Source organism: Streptomyces sp. NRRL WC-3618 (assembly GCF_001280005.1).
GTDB lineage: Bacteria > Actinomycetota > Actinomycetes > Streptomycetales > Streptomycetaceae > Streptomyces.
This window is the reverse complement of sequence record NZ_LGDW01000076.1, coordinates 1-15,309: the sequence shown is the minus strand read 5'-3', so window position 1 is coordinate 15,309 and position 15,309 is coordinate 1. Positions and strand designations below refer to the sequence as shown.

The 15,309-nt window shown below is 68.0% G+C and carries 15 protein-coding genes and 3 pseudogenes; 2 read left to right on the top strand and 16 right to left on the bottom strand.

Going from position 1 to position 15,309, the window contains the following annotated elements; translation table 11 throughout:
- The 16 genes and pseudogenes from ADL01_RS45980 to ADL01_RS10590 all read right to left on the bottom strand — a co-directional run.
- Positions 1–265 (bottom strand): annotated as a pseudogene (locus ADL01_RS45980) (hypothetical protein); the annotation flags it as partial.
- On the bottom strand, positions 253–921 hold the full coding sequence (locus tag ADL01_RS10660) for a hypothetical protein (protein WP_107090854.1): 669 nt from the start codon (positions 919–921) through the stop codon (positions 253–255). The pseudogene ADL01_RS45980 and the gene ADL01_RS10660, both read right to left, overlap by 13 nt.
- 371 nt (positions 922–1,292) lie before the next feature.
- Complete coding sequence (locus tag ADL01_RS10655; RefSeq protein ID WP_053741689.1) at positions 1,293–1,913, bottom strand: OmpA family protein; 621 nt, start codon at positions 1,911–1,913, stop codon at positions 1,293–1,295.
- 2 nt (positions 1,914–1,915) lie between these two features.
- Complete coding sequence (locus ADL01_RS10650) at positions 1,916–2,512, bottom strand: hypothetical protein (RefSeq protein WP_053741688.1); 597 nt, start codon at positions 2,510–2,512, stop codon at positions 1,916–1,918.
- 15 nt (positions 2,513–2,527) lie between these two features.
- Positions 2,528–3,094 (bottom strand): annotated as a pseudogene (locus ADL01_RS10645) (pilus assembly protein TadG-related protein); the annotation flags it as partial.
- Between the two features lie 38 nt (positions 3,095–3,132).
- Positions 3,133–3,333, bottom strand: a complete 201-nt coding sequence (locus ADL01_RS10640) for a hypothetical protein (protein ID WP_053741686.1) — start codon at positions 3,331–3,333, stop codon at positions 3,133–3,135.
- Between the two features lie 108 nt (positions 3,334–3,441).
- Positions 3,442–4,242, bottom strand: coding sequence for a response regulator transcription factor (locus tag ADL01_RS10635; RefSeq protein ID WP_053741685.1), 801 nt, complete (start codon positions 4,240–4,242; stop codon positions 3,442–3,444).
- A complete protein-coding gene (locus tag ADL01_RS10630; protein WP_078960439.1) occupies positions 4,229–5,602 on the bottom strand; it encodes a sensor histidine kinase in 1,374 nt (457 codons plus the stop codon). Before ADL01_RS10630 ends, ADL01_RS10635 begins: the two co-directional genes overlap by 14 nt.
- A 14-nt stretch (positions 5,603–5,616) precedes the next feature.
- Positions 5,617–6,507, bottom strand: coding sequence for a DUF5936 domain-containing protein (locus tag ADL01_RS10625; protein ID WP_107090853.1), 891 nt, complete (start codon positions 6,505–6,507; stop codon positions 5,617–5,619).
- Between the two features lie 17 nt (positions 6,508–6,524).
- Complete coding sequence (locus tag ADL01_RS10620; protein WP_053741683.1) at positions 6,525–7,466, bottom strand: type II secretion system F family protein; 942 nt, start codon at positions 7,464–7,466, stop codon at positions 6,525–6,527.
- 88 nt (positions 7,467–7,554) lie between these two features.
- Entirely contained in the window at positions 7,555–8,901 is a 1,347-nt protein-coding gene (locus ADL01_RS10615; RefSeq protein WP_053741682.1) for a CpaF family protein, read from the bottom strand.
- A gap of 108 nt (positions 8,902–9,009) precedes the next feature.
- Positions 9,010–9,420, bottom strand: coding sequence for a TadE/TadG family type IV pilus assembly protein (locus tag ADL01_RS10610; RefSeq protein WP_234354581.1), 411 nt, complete (start codon positions 9,418–9,420; stop codon positions 9,010–9,012).
- Positions 9,420–11,048 carry an AAA family ATPase gene (locus ADL01_RS10605; protein ID WP_053741691.1) on the bottom strand — a complete coding sequence of 543 codons (1,629 nt, stop codon included), beginning with the start codon at positions 11,046–11,048 and terminating at the stop codon, positions 9,420–9,422. The genes ADL01_RS10610 and ADL01_RS10605 overlap by 1 nt, the downstream gene beginning before the upstream one ends.
- Positions 11,049–11,132: 84 nt before the next feature.
- Positions 11,133–11,852, bottom strand: coding sequence for a Flp pilus assembly protein CpaB (gene cpaB / locus ADL01_RS10600; RefSeq protein WP_053741681.1), 720 nt, complete (start codon positions 11,850–11,852; stop codon positions 11,133–11,135).
- Between the two features lie 88 nt (positions 11,853–11,940).
- Entirely contained in the window at positions 11,941–12,879 is a 939-nt protein-coding gene (locus ADL01_RS10595) for a hypothetical protein (RefSeq protein ID WP_053741680.1), read from the bottom strand.
- Positions 12,880–13,235: 356 nt separating this feature from the next.
- The gene (locus tag ADL01_RS10590) at positions 13,236–13,859 is read right to left on the bottom strand and encodes a GOLPH3/VPS74 family protein (protein WP_159049491.1); all 624 of its coding nucleotides are present in this window, start codon (positions 13,857–13,859) and stop codon (positions 13,236–13,238) included.
- 541 nt (positions 13,860–14,400) lie between these two features.
- Here ADL01_RS10590 and ADL01_RS10585 point away from each other — a divergent pair.
- Together ADL01_RS10585 and ADL01_RS10580 are read left to right on the top strand one after the other, a co-directional pair.
- Positions 14,401–15,063 (top strand): hypothetical protein, encoded by a 663-nt coding sequence (locus ADL01_RS10585; RefSeq protein WP_078960436.1) that lies wholly within the window; start codon positions 14,401–14,403, stop codon positions 15,061–15,063.
- Positions 15,051–15,309: pseudogene (locus ADL01_RS10580) on the top strand (hypothetical protein); the annotation flags it as partial. The gene ADL01_RS10585 and the pseudogene ADL01_RS10580, both read left to right, overlap by 13 nt.

The window sequence follows — 15,309 nt, the reverse complement described above, 5'->3', positions numbered from 1 at the left end:
AAGCAGGCGGCGTCCAGGACGTCGTGGCCGCGACAGGCCCCGCCCCCTGCCCCGACCCGTTCTTCGAACGGTCGTAGACGACAGCACCGGCAGTGGCGGAGAGGGTGTCGCCGGAGGCGTTACCGTGGGCGCCGGTGGCTGGAGGGGGGCCCGAAGTTCCGCCACCGATCTCGTTGTCGGCGAAGGCCGGGGCGCCGCCCAGCAGAACCGAACCGACCGCTATCGACGCGATCAGTGCACGCGATCCCGTTGTCAGGGCTGGCACTTGTCGCTCCCCCTCTGCGAAACGATCTTCTCGATAGCCCAGACGCCCTTGTTGTTCTTGTGCATCTGAGTGCTGTAGAGGACGTAGCTGTTCTTCGTGGCCGGGGTCTTGTTGATCTTCTTCGGGCTCAGGTACATGTCGTATGCCTTGCTCTGGTCCTCGCAGTACACGAGCGAGGCGCTGTCCTTCCCGCTGACGTTGACTGTCGCGTCGTAGTAGCGGTAGGCGCCAGTGACCCGAGCTTTGGCGTCGACGTACGCTTTGACGAACGTCTCCGTGCCGGCCGCTGCTTCGCCTTCGTAGTAGTAGAGGTAGGCCTTGTCGAGGGCGTTCTGGTTGACGATCGCGAGGTCCACGGCCTTGATGGACTGCTCGCTGTCGGCCAGGACCGCGTCCTTGTCCTTGTCACCCGTCTTGGGCCACTCGAACGTGTACGTCAGATCCGCGGGCAGCTCGATCTTCGGCCGGCCGGCGGAGGCAGCCGGGGCCGACGCGGACGCCGTCGGGGATGCCGGGGCCTTGCTCCCGGTGTCGGCGCCGGCGATCTTGTCGTTGTCCTTGCCCTTGGGGCTGTCATCGCTCCCGCATGCGGACAGCGACAAAGCCGCGGCGGCGGTCAGTGCGAGCGCTGCGATCAGCGCGGGGCGGCGGTTCACTGTCGACTCCCGGTGGGGCGAGGGTTCTCTTGAGCGAACCAAGCTATCCATCGACACCCACTGACACCAGGTTGGAACCTGTCAAGCATCGGGACGTAGACCACCAAATCGCCCGACCGGTACCCCACTTGACCTGTAACCGTTACAAAACGCAGCGAGCCGGCCGCTTCACACTTGCACTACGAACCGGAAAATTCGAACTTCGGCGGCCTACGGCCCCCCACCCCCCCCGCTCGCCGAATGTCACGACCGTGGGTGGATCCTCAGCTCAACATCGAACAGGGTGAAGTGTTGTGGATACGTGCCTTGCTCGCCGGCTGAGTGCGGTGCGGCCTGAGTCGGCGGCGGGGCGCGAGTCGGATGGAGTCGCCTTACTCCCCCTTCTGGAACGTCACCTCCACCCGCCGGTTCTTCCGGCGGCCCTGTTCCGAGGTGTTGTCGGCGATCGGGTAGTCCTCGCTGTAGCCGCGTACCTGGAAGGTGACGTCTCCGCCCAGCCCGGCGGCCAGTTCGTCGTGGACGACCTCCGCGCGGTTCTTCGAGAGGGTCAGGCCGTGGGCGTACGAGCCGAGGTTGTCGGTGAAGCCGAAGACCCTGACGTTTGTGGCCTTCTGTGCCTTTATCTCGTCGGCGATCACCCGGATACGGGAGCGGGCCTCCGGGTTCAGCTTCGAGCTGTTCTTCGGGAACAGGACTTCCGCCTGGAGCGCGAACGTCACGGTCTCGTTCGTGTCCACTCGGCGTTCCTCGCCGCCCATGTCCTCCACGACCGACTTGATGTCCAGGACCTTGACTGCGGCGAGTGTGGCGCCGTCGGCCAGTTTCAGGCCGGGGCTGGTGGGGTCCACTTCGGGAGGTGGGGAGGTCGTGACGCTGCCTGGGGGTGCACTCGGGTCGTCGTCGGCATGGGCCAAGGGGGTGGTCAGGGTGAGGGTGGCCAGGACTGCCAGGGCCGTGAGAGTGGTTGCGGTGGGGCGGTGAGTGCGGGTCATTGTCACTCGCCCTCGGAGATCTCGATGGATGCCGGGGGCATGGAGCCGACCTGGAAGTTGATCTTCGTCGTGCTTTCCGGCGGAGCGGGGAACTGGGCGAACCAGTCCGTGGTGTCACCCGTTCCGACGCCTCCGGTGAACCTCGTGCACAAGCAGCGCCCTTCCGTATCGCGTAGGACGAGGTACTTCTTCTTGCCAGTGGGGTCGACGAGACTCGCGCCCGCGATCGACCCACCGTTCTTCACGAGTTCGTTCTCGTCACCGCGCCAATCCGCCCCGACCCACGGGACACCGGTGCCGTTGGTCACCTTGCCTTCGACGGTGACGAAGCCGCCTGCGTCGCGGGCAGCCGACGTCACCTGGAGCGTCAAGCCTCCGGCCTTCACCTCGGCCAGCACGGTGTCCGCGGCGGGAGTCGCGGACTCCTTCTTGTCGGCATCTCCCTGCTCCTTGGGAGTCGGGGTGGACGAGGAACCCGTGCTCGACGCCTTGCCGTCATCGCCTCCCCCGCCGCAGCCGGCCACCGCGACAAGCAGCCCGGCCGTGATCGCCACTGTCGACAGCGCCCTGCGGCTCTTCTTGGTATGCCGGAAATCCATCGGTACGGCTTCCTCTCACTCGGCCAGATGCACAGAGAACAGCACGGACGCGTCGGGGAAGTCGTCCGGATCGAAATCTACGGGGTCGATGTCCACGGTCTGGCCGTCGCAGTCCAGCGCGATCGGCTTCGTGGGATCCGCGGCCGGGTCGAATTCACAGCGGGGCTGGATGATGGCGACGGCATGGGCCCTGGCGTGCATGCTCTCCGTGCCCGGGATGATCGACGCACCGACCGTGTTCGTGGTCTTCACGGCGACACGAAACCCGGGGTGGCCGTCCCGCACGACAGGTTCGGCTCCGCCCTGGACAGTTGCGTCGTTTTCGGCGGCCAACGTCTGTGCGGCCGCGGTGGCCCCGGCACCCGGTGGGTTCTGGCCGTTCAGCCAGTCGAGCCAGTCGTCGCCCTGCCCGATCGCACCCGTCAGGGTTTCCACCAGTTCGTCGCGAGCGTCTTGTGCCGCCGCCAACGCGGCAGCGTCCGCCGCTGATTGAGCTCCATTGCGGACGGACGCTGCTTGAGCGAAGACGAAGAATGCCACGGCGGCGAAGAGCAGAATCCCCGTCAGCCAGATGTAGATGGGAAGCGTCTGGCCTCGGTCCTCGCGTACCCCTGGGAGCCTTAGTTCCCAATGACGTTGTTCACGGCTCTCAGGATCGCTGCCGAGATCAACCCGTCCAACCCCAACCCGTCGATCAGCGTGAAGATCCCCGCGATGATGATCATGAGGCCCGCATACTCCACGAACCCTGCCCCCGCGTCCCGCCCCTTCCCCCGCATCCGGGAGACAACGGTCCGCGCCCACCTGTTGACCTGCAGCATGGCTTGCGCCTTCCCACCCGACACCAATAGCGACCTCGACACGGTAGGTGAGAACCCGCCTACTCCGCGTGGGCCCGTGGGCCCAACTTCCCTCCCCAGCAAGCCCCATCACTCCCACCCCTCCCGAGCCGTACCCAGCCACCGGGCGATCGCTTCGCTCCGTGTCGTACTGTGCAGCTTTGCGAAGATGCGGTTGATGTGGTTCTTGACCGTCTTCTCGCTGATGAAACAGGTGGCGGCGATTTGCTGGTTGTTCACCCCGGCTGCGATGAGATCCATGACCTCCACCTCCCTTGAACTCAGGCCGAAGTCCGGTCGGTTGCGGACGTGGACGGCAAGTGGTGGCGCATGGTCGAGCCGGGTCGGCAGCGTCTGGCGCAAGAGTGCCATAACTGGTTGCAGGTGCGAAGTGCTTTCCTTCGGTTCGTAGGAAACGCCGAGCGAATCCGGGACAGAGTCGTGGGCGGGGAGAGGGTCGTGGGCGGGGACGGGGACGGGGACAGAGGCAGGGGCGGGAGCGGACCCCGCTCCCCTTCCCACCGCCCGTACCGCCTCCGTCAGCTCCTCCGCCGTGAAGCCTCCGTGGACCAGGTAGGCCGAGGCTCCTCTGTGCAGCGCCTCTTTCACGATCTCCGGCTGGCTGCTGTACGTCAGCATCATCACCGGGGCCAGTAGCGCGAGTTGGGGAAGGGCGGTGAGGCCGTCCGTGCCGGGCATGCGTACGTCGAGCAGCACCACGTCAGGGTGTACGCGTTCCGCGGCCGACACCGCCTCGGTGCCGTTCGACGCCTCCGCCACCACGTCGATGTCCGGGTGGCCGCCCAGCAGTGCCGTCAGGCCTGCCCGTACCACCGGGTTGTCGTCCGCCACCAACACCCGCAGCGGCTCCGGCCGTTCATCTCCGGGCATACGGCGCGACCTCCTTCCGGGGCCGGGGGACGTAATCGAGTCCGGGGAGCCTCACGTCGACTCGGATCTCCGTGCCCCCTTCATCCTGTCGGCCCAGGTGAATCACCGCACCCAGCGACCTCGCCCGTTCCACCATGCCCAGGACGCCGAAGTGGCCTGATCTGGTGGTCTCTTCGAGGTTCAGTGGGTCGGGGATGCCCACTCCGTCGTCCCTGATGCGGAGCGTCAGGCCGTCTCCCGTTGGCTCCGCCTCCAGGGTCACCCGCGTGGCGTTCGCGTGCCTGCGCGTGTTCTCCAGGGCCTCCGAGACGATCGCCAGGAGGTGGTGTGCCGTCCGGTGCGGGAGGGCGTCGATCCTCGCGGTGCCCGTCTTCAGATGCGTACGGATTGCCGCGCTCTGCTCGAACTCCGCTGCCTTCTGCGTCAGTTCGGCGATCAGATCCACGTCCGGTGTCCTCAGGTCCGTGTGGTGGCGCAGGTCGGTGAGGAGGTCGCGGGACTCCGCCGCCGCTCGGCGCGCCGCCGAGGCCACCAGCGCCGCGTGGCGCCGTACCGAGTCCGGGTCGGGGTTCGTACCGGCGGCCGCCGACGAGGCGAGGGCGTCCGCCGCCAGCGCCAGGCCGTGCAGGGTCTTGGTGACCGAGTCGTGCATCTCCCTTGCCAGGCGCGCCCGTTCGGACTCCACCGCCTCCGCCACCGCCAGCCGGGAGTTCGCCTCCGCCAGTGCCTCGCTCGCCGTACCGAAGCGGAACATCAGGTTGCGCAGTGTGACGCCGATGATGCCGGCGCCGATGCAGAAGCCCGCTATGAGGAGGGTGCTGGTGCCTGTGCCCGGGTGCTGTGCCCAGGCTCGGTAGACCGTGAGGAGCACCACCAGCTGCAGCCCCGTGAAGACGCCCGAGCCCTGCCAGCCGTAGAGGAGGCCGGCGAGGAGAGGAGTGCACACCGTGGCGTAGGCGAGGGGGGAGGCGGGTGACGCGGTCAGGAGGAGTATCGCCGCGAACGTCAGGTCCGCCGCCATGAGGGTGGGGTGGGCCAGGAGGCGCGGGGCCAGCCGGTCCCAGTCGCGGTACATGGCGTACGAGGCGGTGACGGCCAGGACCGCCGCCGCGAGGACCACGTAACGCGGGGCGCCCTGCGCCGTGTTGGTCATCGCGAAGGGGGTGCCGAGGGCGATCATCGTCATGCGTACCGCGAACGCCTGGCGGCACAGGGCCTGCAGGGCGTTCAGTTGGAGGCGGACGGTGGCGGGGGCCGGGGCGTCGTCGGCCAGGTAGCCGGCGGTCGGGTCGTAGCCCCGCACCCGGCCCCAGCCCCGGTTGCGGTTCCGGTTCTGTACCTCACGGCGCCATGTCCGCATGGATCCCACCGTCCTCAACGTCCCAGAATCGAGCCGAAGTTCGTACCCGAGCCGAGGAACATTCCCGTCGCGATGAGGATCATCGTCGCCGGGAGCATGAACACCAGGGTGACGAGAGTTGCCTTGGGGATCGTCTTCGCGGCGCGGCGGCGGGATTCCTGGGCGTCCGTACGGCGCATGTCCGCGGCGATCTGGATCAGGGTCTCGGCGATCGGGGAACCGAGCTCCTCGCCCTGTTGGAGCGCCGACACGAACTGGGCCACCTGCTCACTGGAGTTGCGCCTGCGGAGCTGGTCGAAGGCCTGGCGGCGGCTGACGCCCATGTCCATCTGGCGGAGGGTGATGCGGAGTTCGTCCGCCCACGGGCCCTCGTACTTCTCCGCCACCCGGTCCAGGGCCTGGCGAAAGCCCAGGCCCGCCGAGACCACGACCGCGAGCACGTCCAGGAAGTCGGGGAGCGTGCGGTCGATGACGTCCTTGCGTTCCCGTACCGCCTGCCAGATCGCCACGTCCGCCGCCGTCACTCCGAACGCGAACGTGACGACAGCGAGGAGTAGTTGGCCGTTCTGGAGGAAGATCAGGCCCAGCAGGACCCCGAAGGTGACGTACACCGCGCGGCGGGCCGCGTAGCGGGTGATGGTCAGGCCGCCGGGGTTGCCCGCCATGTCGATGCGCAGGCGTTTCGCGTCGACCCTGGCGGGGCCCATCAGGCGCAGGACGAGGGGTGCGAAGCGCACGCCCATGCGGTCCACCGCCGAGCCGGCCTTCGAGACGCGGCTGCCGCCCACCTCCAGGGCGAGGAGCAGGTCGGCGGGGAGTTTGGCGTCGGCCCGGATCATGCGGATGCCCAGCAGGGCGCCCGCGACGGCGATCGCCATCAACAAGGCCAGCAGCAGTGGCAGCATCCGGTCACTCACTCCCCTCAGACTTCGATCTTGCCGAGGCGGCGGATGACGAAGAAGCCGACCGTGTACAGGCCCAGGGAGAGGAGGATCAGGCCCTGCCCCAAGGCGGAGCCGGTCACCTTCTCCAGCGCGCCCTCGTTCGAGGAGTTGATGAGGAGGAGGGAGCCGAGGCCCAGGCAAGGGACCGTGAAGGCAGTCGCGTTGACCTCCGACAGCATCGTGCGGACCTCGCGGCGCGTCTCCTTGCGGTCCTCGAGGGTCTGGGTGAGGTTGCGCAGCGAGCTGACCACTGAGCCGCCCGCCTTGTTGGCCAGCACCAACGTGGTGACGAGTACGACGAGTTCGCGGGACGGGAGGCGTTCGGCCAGTTCGCCCAACGTGTCGTCGACCGTCCGGCCAAGGCTCAACTGGTCGGCCACCCGGGCCAGTTCCTCGCCCGCCGGGGCCTCCAGCTCCTCCGCCGCCATCGCCAGTGACGTACGCAGGGCGAGTCCGGCCGCCGTGGCGTTGGCCAGCAGGCGTGCCACGTCCGGGAGTTGGTTGATGAATGCCTCGATGCGTTTCTGGCGCTGCCAGTTGAGGAAGATCGCCGCGCCCCAGATCGTCACCAGCGCGGCGATCGGGCCGAAGAAGGGGGCCAGTACGGCGGCTGCCAGCAGCCACAGTGCGACGCCGACACCGGTGACGTACGTGAAGAACTCGCCCGCTGTCAGGTCCAGTCCGGTCGCCGAGAGGCGGAGGTGGATCGTGCGGCCCAGACGGGTGCGGCGCAGTCGGCGGTCGACGGCGGCGAACCTGCGTACGCGGCCGGACGCCATGCGCAGCGCACCGCCGCCGGAGAGGCGGTCCTCGAGCGCTCGGCGCTGGGCGCGGCCGGTGGCGTACGTGTGCACGCCCGCGACGGCGAGGGTGCAGCACAGCATGGTGGCACCCAACGCCAGCGGGACCGAGTTGTTCATGGCTTCTCGCTCCGCACAGTCGGCCTCGTGCTGGTAGTCGCACTCGTCAGGGTTCTTGCAGTCATGGTTCTTGTAGTCGTTCGCGTGTTCATCTGATCGCCTGCCTCGCGTCCAGTACGTCGAGCACCTCGGCCACGCCGAACGCCGGGGGCAGCGATTCGTTCGCCATGTACAGCTTCTCGGCGACCGGGCGGGGCAGCGGCAGGTGTTCGAAGTAGCCCTGGGGCACGCGGTCGGGGCCGGTCGGGCGGGAGACGTAGCGGGAGACGGTCACGATGCGGAACTGTTCGCGGCCGTGGGAGATGAGCAGGGCGATCTCCGCGATGCGGCGGGAGCCGTCCGCGTGGCGGGCCAACTGGACCACCACGTCCACCGCCGAGTTGATCTGGTCCTTCAACGCCTCGAAGGGGATCATGACTTCGGACATCGAGCCGAGGGTCTGCAGGCGCATCAGCGCGTCCTCCGCCGAGTTGGCGTGGACGGTAGCCAGGGAACCGTCGTGGCCCGTGGACATCGCCTGGAGCATGTCGAGGGTCTCGCCCCCTCGGACCTCGCCGACGATGATGCGGTCGGGGCGCATACGCAGGCTGTTGCGGACCAGGTCGCGGATGGTGATCTGGCCCTTGCCCTCCACGTTCGGCGGGCGGGATTCGAGGCGGATCACATGCTCCTGCTGGAGCTGGAGTTCGGCCGAGTCCTCGATGGTGATGATGCGTTCGTGGGAGGGGACCAGGCCGGACAGGGCGTTGAGGAGCGTGGTCTTGCCGGTGCCCGTACCGCCGCTGACGATGACGTTGAACCGGGCCCGGACGAAGGCGGCGAGGAGCATCAGCATCTGCTCGTCGAGGGAGCCGAGGCCGATCAGTTCGGGGAGCGTGTAGGCGCGGGGGAAGCGGCGGATCGTGAGCGTCGGGCCGGTGAGGGAGAGCGGCGGGATGATGACGTTGACACGTTCGCCGGTGGGCAGGCGGGCGTCGACCATCGGATTCGACTCGTCCACACGCCTGTTGACCGTCGAGACGATCCGTTCGATGGTCTGCATCAACTGCTCGCTCGACGCGAAGCGCATGGGGAGCTGTTCGACGCGGCCCGCTCGTTCCACGAAGATCGAGTCCGGGCCGTTGACCATGATCTCGGTGATCGACGCGTCGGCGAGGAGCGGTTCGAGGACGCCCAGACCGAGGGCTTCGTCGACCACCCGCCTGATGAGCTGGGAGCGTTCGGCGGAGGAGAGGACCGGGCCCTCGCGGCTGATGATGTGGCCGAGGACGCGTTCCAGGCGGACGCGGCGTTCGGCTGCCGCGAGGCTGGACATCTCCGCGAGGTCGATCTCTTCGAGGAGCTTGGCACGGTAGACGGCGACGAGGTGGCCGTCCTCGCGCGCGGTTCCGTTGCCGTTGTCGTCGGCGGAGGCTATGCGGGAGCGCAGGCTCATGGTCTCGGTCTCAACTCCTCTCCAGTCAAGTCAAGTCAAGTCAAGTCAGGTTGTGACTTCTGTGGGTCAGCCGGCTTCGGTGTGCGGTCAGCCATCGTCGTTGTCCGGTCAGCCATCGTCGTCGTTGGGCATGGTGGCAGTCGCGTCCAGGTCGAAGTCGCCGAAGAGCGGGATGATCGCGGGGACATGGACGACCACGCGGGCGGTCGTCGTGTCGCCCGCGCCCAGCGGTGCGTCCACCTGTGGGTCGAGCCAGTCGCTGACGGAGGCGACGCCTGCCGCTTCCCCGGCTCCCCCGTCGCCGGTGAGGGAGGTGGCCCGGGCTGCCGCCCGCGCCCCCGACCCGGCCTGGCTGAGGCCGTAGCCGACCAGCCCGAGCTGGATGCAGCCCAGGCCGATGAGGAGGAGGATCGGGAGGAAACCCGTGAACTCCAGGATGGAGGAACCACGGTCGCGCCGGCCGCCGAGCATGCCCAGGTGCGGGCGGCGGCTCGCAAGACGGTCCCGAAGACTCCTCATCAGTGCTCGTCCCCCTCCAGCGCAGCGCCCGCCTCACCGTTCACCGTCCAGTTGACGTCGAACCCCGGGAAGAACAGCGGTACTTGGGCCCTGACGGAGGCTTTCATGACTTCACCTTCGGTACCGCAGTTGATCTCGGCGCCGTTCCAGGCTCCGGGGAGGTGCTCGCCGCCCGCGCTCTCGCAGGCCCCCTCGTAGCCGCCGGCGTCGAGGGCGTACGCCGCTGTGGCCGCGCGAGCCGCCTCGTCCGCCGCGTTGCCGGCCAACGAGTACGTGTAGCCGTACAGCACGCACTGCCACAGGATGCTCATCACGACGAGCAACAGCGGGAACATGCCCGCGAATTCGAGGGTCACGGCCCCTCGGTCGCCGCCTCTCTCCGCTCGTCGGCGCAGTGTCAGTGAGCCCCGGTCGGTGGACGACGACTTACGTCGTTTGCCGCCGCCGCCCTCGTGGGCGACGACCAGTCCCAACTCCCCCGCCAGCGCCCACAACGCCTGCTTGACCGTCGACCGGGCGTCCAGGTCCTGGAGTCGTCCCGCGTCCACAACGCCCTGAAGTTCCTTGAAGGCGGCGGGAATCGAGGAGCGGGCGACCTTGGTGCCGGTGACCTTCTCGACGAGGGCGGGCTGGATCTCCGTACCCTTGGACTGCCGGTTGACGACCGTCAGGGTCTCCTCGGCCTTGCGGATCTGGAGGCGGTCCCAGAGGCGGACCATGCGTTTGGCGGCGCGTACGGCGACGACGTCCGGGGTGACGAGGAGCAGGGCGTGGTCGGCCATCTCGACGGCCGCCGCCGTGGCCGAGTCCATCCGGGCGCCGCAGTCGACGACCACGATGTCGTGGCGGGAGCGCAGGGCCGCGACGACCTGGCGGGTCACCCTGTCGGTGACCTCCTCGCCGCGTTCGCCCTCGGCGGGGGCGAGGAGCAGGCCGATGCCGGTGTCGTGGGTGAAGACGGCGTCCTGGAGGACGCGCGGGTTGATGTCCGTGATGGCGGCCAGGTCGGCGATCGACCTGCGGAACTGGACGTCCAGGTAGGAGGCCACGTCCCCCGACTGGAGGTCCAGGTCGAGGAGGGCGACGGTATGGCCCGACGCCCTTGCGGCGAGGGCGAGTTGGACGGCCGTGACGGTGGCGCCGACGCCGCCCTTGGCGCCGGTCACGGTGACGACCGTACCGCCCGGTCCTGAGTACAACTCCGGTGCGTTGCTGCCCAGATGGCGCCGCATACCCGACGACCAGGCCGCCGCCGCCTGCACTCGCTCGGCCAAAGCCTCATAGGTGAGGGGTAGTTGGACGATGCCACGGGCGCCGGAGTCCATGGCGGCGGTGAGGACGCCGGTGCTGGGGTCGGCGGTGATGAGGACGACGCCGACCGCGGGGAAGCGCATCACCAGGTCGCGTACGAGGTCGAGGGCCGGGACGGGCCCTATCCGCTCGTGCACGAGGACGACTTCGGGCAGCTCGTCGAGGGAGTCGGCGGCGAGCCTGGCCAACGTGTCGAGCAGCGCGGTCGAGTCGGCGACGGGCGGGGCGGGTTCGGCGTCGGGGAGGCGGCTGAGGAGGGTGCTCAGGGCGCGGGCGGACTCGATGTCGGCGGTGGCGGGGAGGATGCGGATGGTCATCGGTGACACGCCCTCGCCGGGCACGGCCTCGACAGGCACGCCTGCGGCTGCGGCTTCGTACGTACGGACGTCATGGCCGGTCTCCTACTTGTCCTTGCCGAGGGTGTACGTACGGTCGGCGGCGCCGGGGACAGCCGTCAGTTCGCCGCCCGCAACCAGGGACAGCCGGACGTGTTCGGCGAACGACTCGGCGTACGCGACGCGTTGGGCGTCCGGCGTCTTGAGCGCGAAGGTGATCGGGACGGCCTCCGTCGCCGTACGCCGGCGGTCGTTGCTCGACTGTCCCGGTTCGAGGGCGGTGAGTTTGCCGACGTCGATGACGCGCGCGTTCGTGACGAGGAGTTTGGCCTCGTCGACGCCCTTCTCGCTGTCCTTGGACTCGAAGGTGGCGTAGATGTTGACGAGCGAACCCGGGTTGATCTTTCCGGCCACACCGGTCGACGCGTCGATCATGATCGCGATCTCCTGCTCACCGGCGGCCAGTTCGGGCCGGTTGACGATCATGTCGGTCTGTAGCAGGGAGCCTTTCTCCAGCCGGGTCACCGCGACCTTGCCGCGGATCTGGGCGACGCGCGTGACCGCGGTCTGCGACAGCCACCGCTTCGGCATGGAGATCTTCTCGAACTGGTCGGCCGTGAGCTCCTTGTAGGGCGCGATGTCGCTCTTGAGGCGGTACGCAGTCACCTCCGGGCCGACCTTGGAGTTCACGTCGCGGATCACCGAGAGCACTCCGACGAAAGCACCGATGGCGCACAGGGTCGAGAGGACCAGCAGGATCACGCCGCGGCGCTGGCGGGAGTTCATGACTCGGACAACCTCGATGGGGGGATGGGGACGGATACGTCTCTTACGTCTCTTGCGTCTCTCACGTCTCGTACGTCTCGTACATCTCTTAGGTCGTACCTCGGGGCAGTGCTCGTACTGATGTCCCTGATGCTCCTGCCGGGGTTCCTGCCCGCCCGAGGGCCACGGGAAGCTCCGAACGCGAGGCGAGTGGGGCGGAGCAGAAACCGCAGCGGTCCCCGATGAGTTCGAGACCGCACCAGTGGCACTCCTCCCGGCGTACGGAGGAGACCAGTTGGTAGAGCACGGAGACGTCGTACAGCCCCGCCGCGAACTCGACGATCTTCCCGGTCCCCCACCAGCGCGCGGACTCCGCGGGCAGCGGAACGGGGGCGACTCCCTGCACACGCCAGGCAGGTGCGAGGGTCGCGGTGACCCAGTCGGAGGGCGCCTGGCCCTGCGCGACAAGCAGCCGCGTCCCGAACTCGGGCCCGGCCAGCTCCTCCTGGCCCACCCGTACGAGCTGGGCTCGCGGATTGGCCAGTACGGCGAACTGGGCGCCCGGCACCCAGGACTTGGCGTGCGACTTGAGGGAGACGGGCACCCGGTCGAGCTTGGCGACGGAGCCGAGGTGGGCGCCGGCGTAGATGTAGTGGGCGAGCAGCCGGGCGGATGAGGCGAGCACGCCGGGGCTGAAGTCGCACATGGACAGCTGCCTCAACTGCTGGGCGAGCAGGGCGAGTCCGAGGGGCGGCAGGTCGACGGCGAGCAGCGCGATACGGTCGCTCTCCAGGACGGAACGCGCGGAGTGCAAGCGCCGGGTGACGGCCGGGTCGGTGGACGCCGGGTACAGGGCGATGACGTACCCGTGCTGTTCGACGAGCGTGTGCATCCCCATGAGTGCGCCGTCGAGACTGTCGAGTGACGGTACGGCGGCGGGCGGGGTCTGCCGGTCATGCGCTGGGAGCACCAGGTCGGAACTGGTGACGGCTATCGCGGTCGGCACGCTGCACACCACCCCGTTCACTGCGGCGGGGTAGTCGGCCACCGCCTCAGATCGCCTCTGTGACGTCCTCTTGCATCAGCACCTTATCCACGGCATGGCCCGCTCAACACCGAATCTTCTAGATCAACTAACGGAAGGTGGAGCTTGATCGACACAGAGTGAGGCGAATATGCCACAAGTCGGGTGGCGGGGAGGGTAGTTGACGGGGAGTGGTCGACGAAGGCGATGCACCTTTCGAGGGCAGGTCCGCCCGGATCCTTCACACCTCCGACAGGTTCCCGCGCAATCTCCATCTCCGGAATCACAGCCTCCGCCATGGTGTGAGCGGGGCATGAGCGGGCGTGAGCGGTTCATGCCCGGTCGGTCCTCTGCCCGGATGCCAATGCCTTTCGACTCGCTCAGTCGTCGGAACGTCTCCTGGCGTCCGCCGCCAGCACCTGCTCGACGGCGTTGACGATCGGGTTGACGTGGCTGGGATCGCTGATCCGGCGGCGGAGTGGACGGTTGTCCCAGCCCGGATACAGGCGCCGGCTCAGTGTGACCCCGACCAGAGCCGTGAGGTACAGATCGCTGGTCGTCGGCGGGCCGTAGGCCTCCGGCCGCACCGCGTGGTCGACGCGCGCGGTCAGGTGGACGAACCAAGCGGGATTCACGGCGGTCCACGTGGTGGACGGGAAGACACCCAGGAGGCGCCGGGGCCGGGCGTACAGCAAGCCGCGTGCGGTGAGCCTGTCCAGATAGGCCCGGTCGACCTTCCTGGAGGCTTTGTCCACCCAACGTGACAGCCGAAGCGACGAGCGGCTCGGCCGCGCGCGGTTGATATCGGCCAGTATGGCTTCCGCGAACGGATCGCCCAGCGGCAACGGCCAAACGCCGGTGATCCGTTTCGCGTCCACGGTGATGGCGCTGCGCTGCACCAGTTCGAGGAGTACCGCACCGGCGAGGACCCGCGAATTGAGCTGCGTGCGCTTCACGACAGCGCTCTGCGGATCGGTGCAGATCAGCACCATGTCCTCGGGCAAGGAGGTAGCTGGCCAGTCATACATCGCTGAACCTCCACCCCTCTACTGGGTGCGCCTGTTATGCCCGTGTGGGGCCGTCATACGGGGAGGGGTGCGGGGCCATGCAGGCCCCAGCGGGTAGCTCACCGGCTGCGGCGACCATCACGGAAGCTCAAAGAGTCGGGTCCTTGTCCAGGTCCAGCACATGCCAGTCCACCGGCCGATACCCCGCCATCCCGCAGCCCCCGTCACCCGAACATCAACGACAACAGTCGTACGCACACGCGAACATACTGGGCACAGACATTCGACGGGAAGTTGGGAACGGGTTCGGAACGGATCAGAAGCGGCGTGGGTCATGTGGTGAGACAGCAGGGGATGTGAAGATCATCTCCATGGGTGGAACTGCCAGGTGTCAGCCCTGAGCGTCGAGCCTAGGGGGCGCGTACGGCGAACGCCCTTTGCCGTTGCCACAGTGCAACCTTGGTTGCCTGGCGGAACCAGCGGCCCCACCGATACCGTCTTGATTTTGCTAGCACATCTGTCTCACGGGGAGTTCACTGTGAAGCGCCGCTCTTTGCCCGTTGCCGCCGCGCTCGTCGCGTCCGCGGCCTTGCTGCTGACCGCCTGTGGCGGCGACGACAGCGGACCGAAGGACAACGACAAGATCGCCGGCGCCGACACCGGGAGCAAGACCCCGGCATCGCCGACAGCGTCCGCGTCGGCCTCGCCGGCCTCCGCCGGCCGGCCGAAGATCGAGCTGCCGTCGGATCTGACGTACACGTTCGAGTGGCCCAAGACGGGTGACGCGAAGAAGGACGCGGTCCTTGCCGACAGCGAGCAGTTCATCAAGGCCGTGGACATGGCAATTGCCGAGCAGGACCCGTTGCACAAGGCGTACCTCTACTACTCCGAGGGCGACGCAGCAGCCGGGAGCGAGAAGTTCATCCAGGGCTTCGTGGACCGCGAGGGCCGCATCACCGGGGCCAAGCGGTACTTTTCCGCCAAGGTGAACGTCAACAGCAACGGAACGGCCGGCCTCGTCTACTGCGAGGACCAGAGCAAGGCGTACGACAAGAGCCTCACGACCGGCAAGACCAACGTGACCCCGGCATCGAAGGACAGCTACGTCCTCTACAGCAGCCGACTGCGGGCCAACAAGAGCGGCATCTGGATCACGGAGACGCTGACATCAGAGCGGGGGAGTTCCGTATGCCAGCCCTGACCTACCGAACTTTCGGAGGCCCGGCGGTTGTCGCCTTCACCGCCGGGATTCTGCTCCTGTGCCCTGCGCAGGCGTTCGCCAATTACGGAGACGGTGACACCAACGGCACCGAGACCGTGAAAGGCGGCCAAGACGGCCAGAACCTCACCGCCACTGCCGGTGCTGTCGTCTACGACCGTTCGAAGAACGGGTCGGGGCAGGGGGCGGGGCCTGTCGCGGCCACGACGTCCTGGACGCCGCCTGCTT

What these genes read in the sequence shown, in the direction of transcription:
- ADL01_RS10650 (WP_053741688.1), bottom strand. Translation starts at nt 2,512, where the DNA reads ATGGATTTCCGGCATACCAAGAAGAGCCGCAGGGCGCTGTCGACAGTG.
- cpaB (WP_053741681.1), bottom strand. Translation starts at nt 11,852, where the DNA reads ATGAACTCCCGCCAGCGCCGCGGCGTGATCCTGCTGGTCCTCTCGACC.
- ADL01_RS10605 (WP_053741691.1), bottom strand. Translation starts at nt 11,048, where the DNA reads ATGACCATCCGCATCCTCCCCGCCACCGCCGACATCGAGTCCGCCCGC.
- ADL01_RS10620 (WP_053741683.1), bottom strand. Translation starts at nt 7,466, where the DNA reads ATGAACAACTCGGTCCCGCTGGCGTTGGGTGCCACCATGCTGTGCTGC.
- ADL01_RS10640 (WP_053741686.1), bottom strand. Translation starts at nt 3,333, where the DNA reads ATGCTGCAGGTCAACAGGTGGGCGCGGACCGTTGTCTCCCGGATGCGG.
- ADL01_RS10635 (WP_053741685.1), bottom strand. Translation starts at nt 4,242, where the DNA reads ATGCCCGGAGATGAACGGCCGGAGCCGCTGCGGGTGTTGGTGGCGGAC.
- ADL01_RS10615 (WP_053741682.1), bottom strand. Translation starts at nt 8,901, where the DNA reads ATGAGCCTGCGCTCCCGCATAGCCTCCGCCGACGACAACGGCAACGGA.
- ADL01_RS10610 (WP_234354581.1), bottom strand. Translation starts at nt 9,420, where the DNA reads ATGAGGAGTCTTCGGGACCGTCTTGCGAGCCGCCGCCCGCACCTGGGC.
- ADL01_RS10625 (WP_107090853.1), bottom strand. Translation starts at nt 6,507, where the DNA reads ATGCTGCCACTGCTGCTGGCCTTGTTGATGGCGATCGCCGTCGCGGGC.
- ADL01_RS10630 (WP_078960439.1), bottom strand. Translation starts at nt 5,602, where the DNA reads ATGCGGACATGGCGCCGTGAGGTACAGAACCGGAACCGCAACCGGGGC.
- ADL01_RS10655 (WP_053741689.1), bottom strand. Translation starts at nt 1,913, where the DNA reads ATGACCCGCACTCACCGCCCCACCGCAACCACTCTCACGGCCCTGGCA.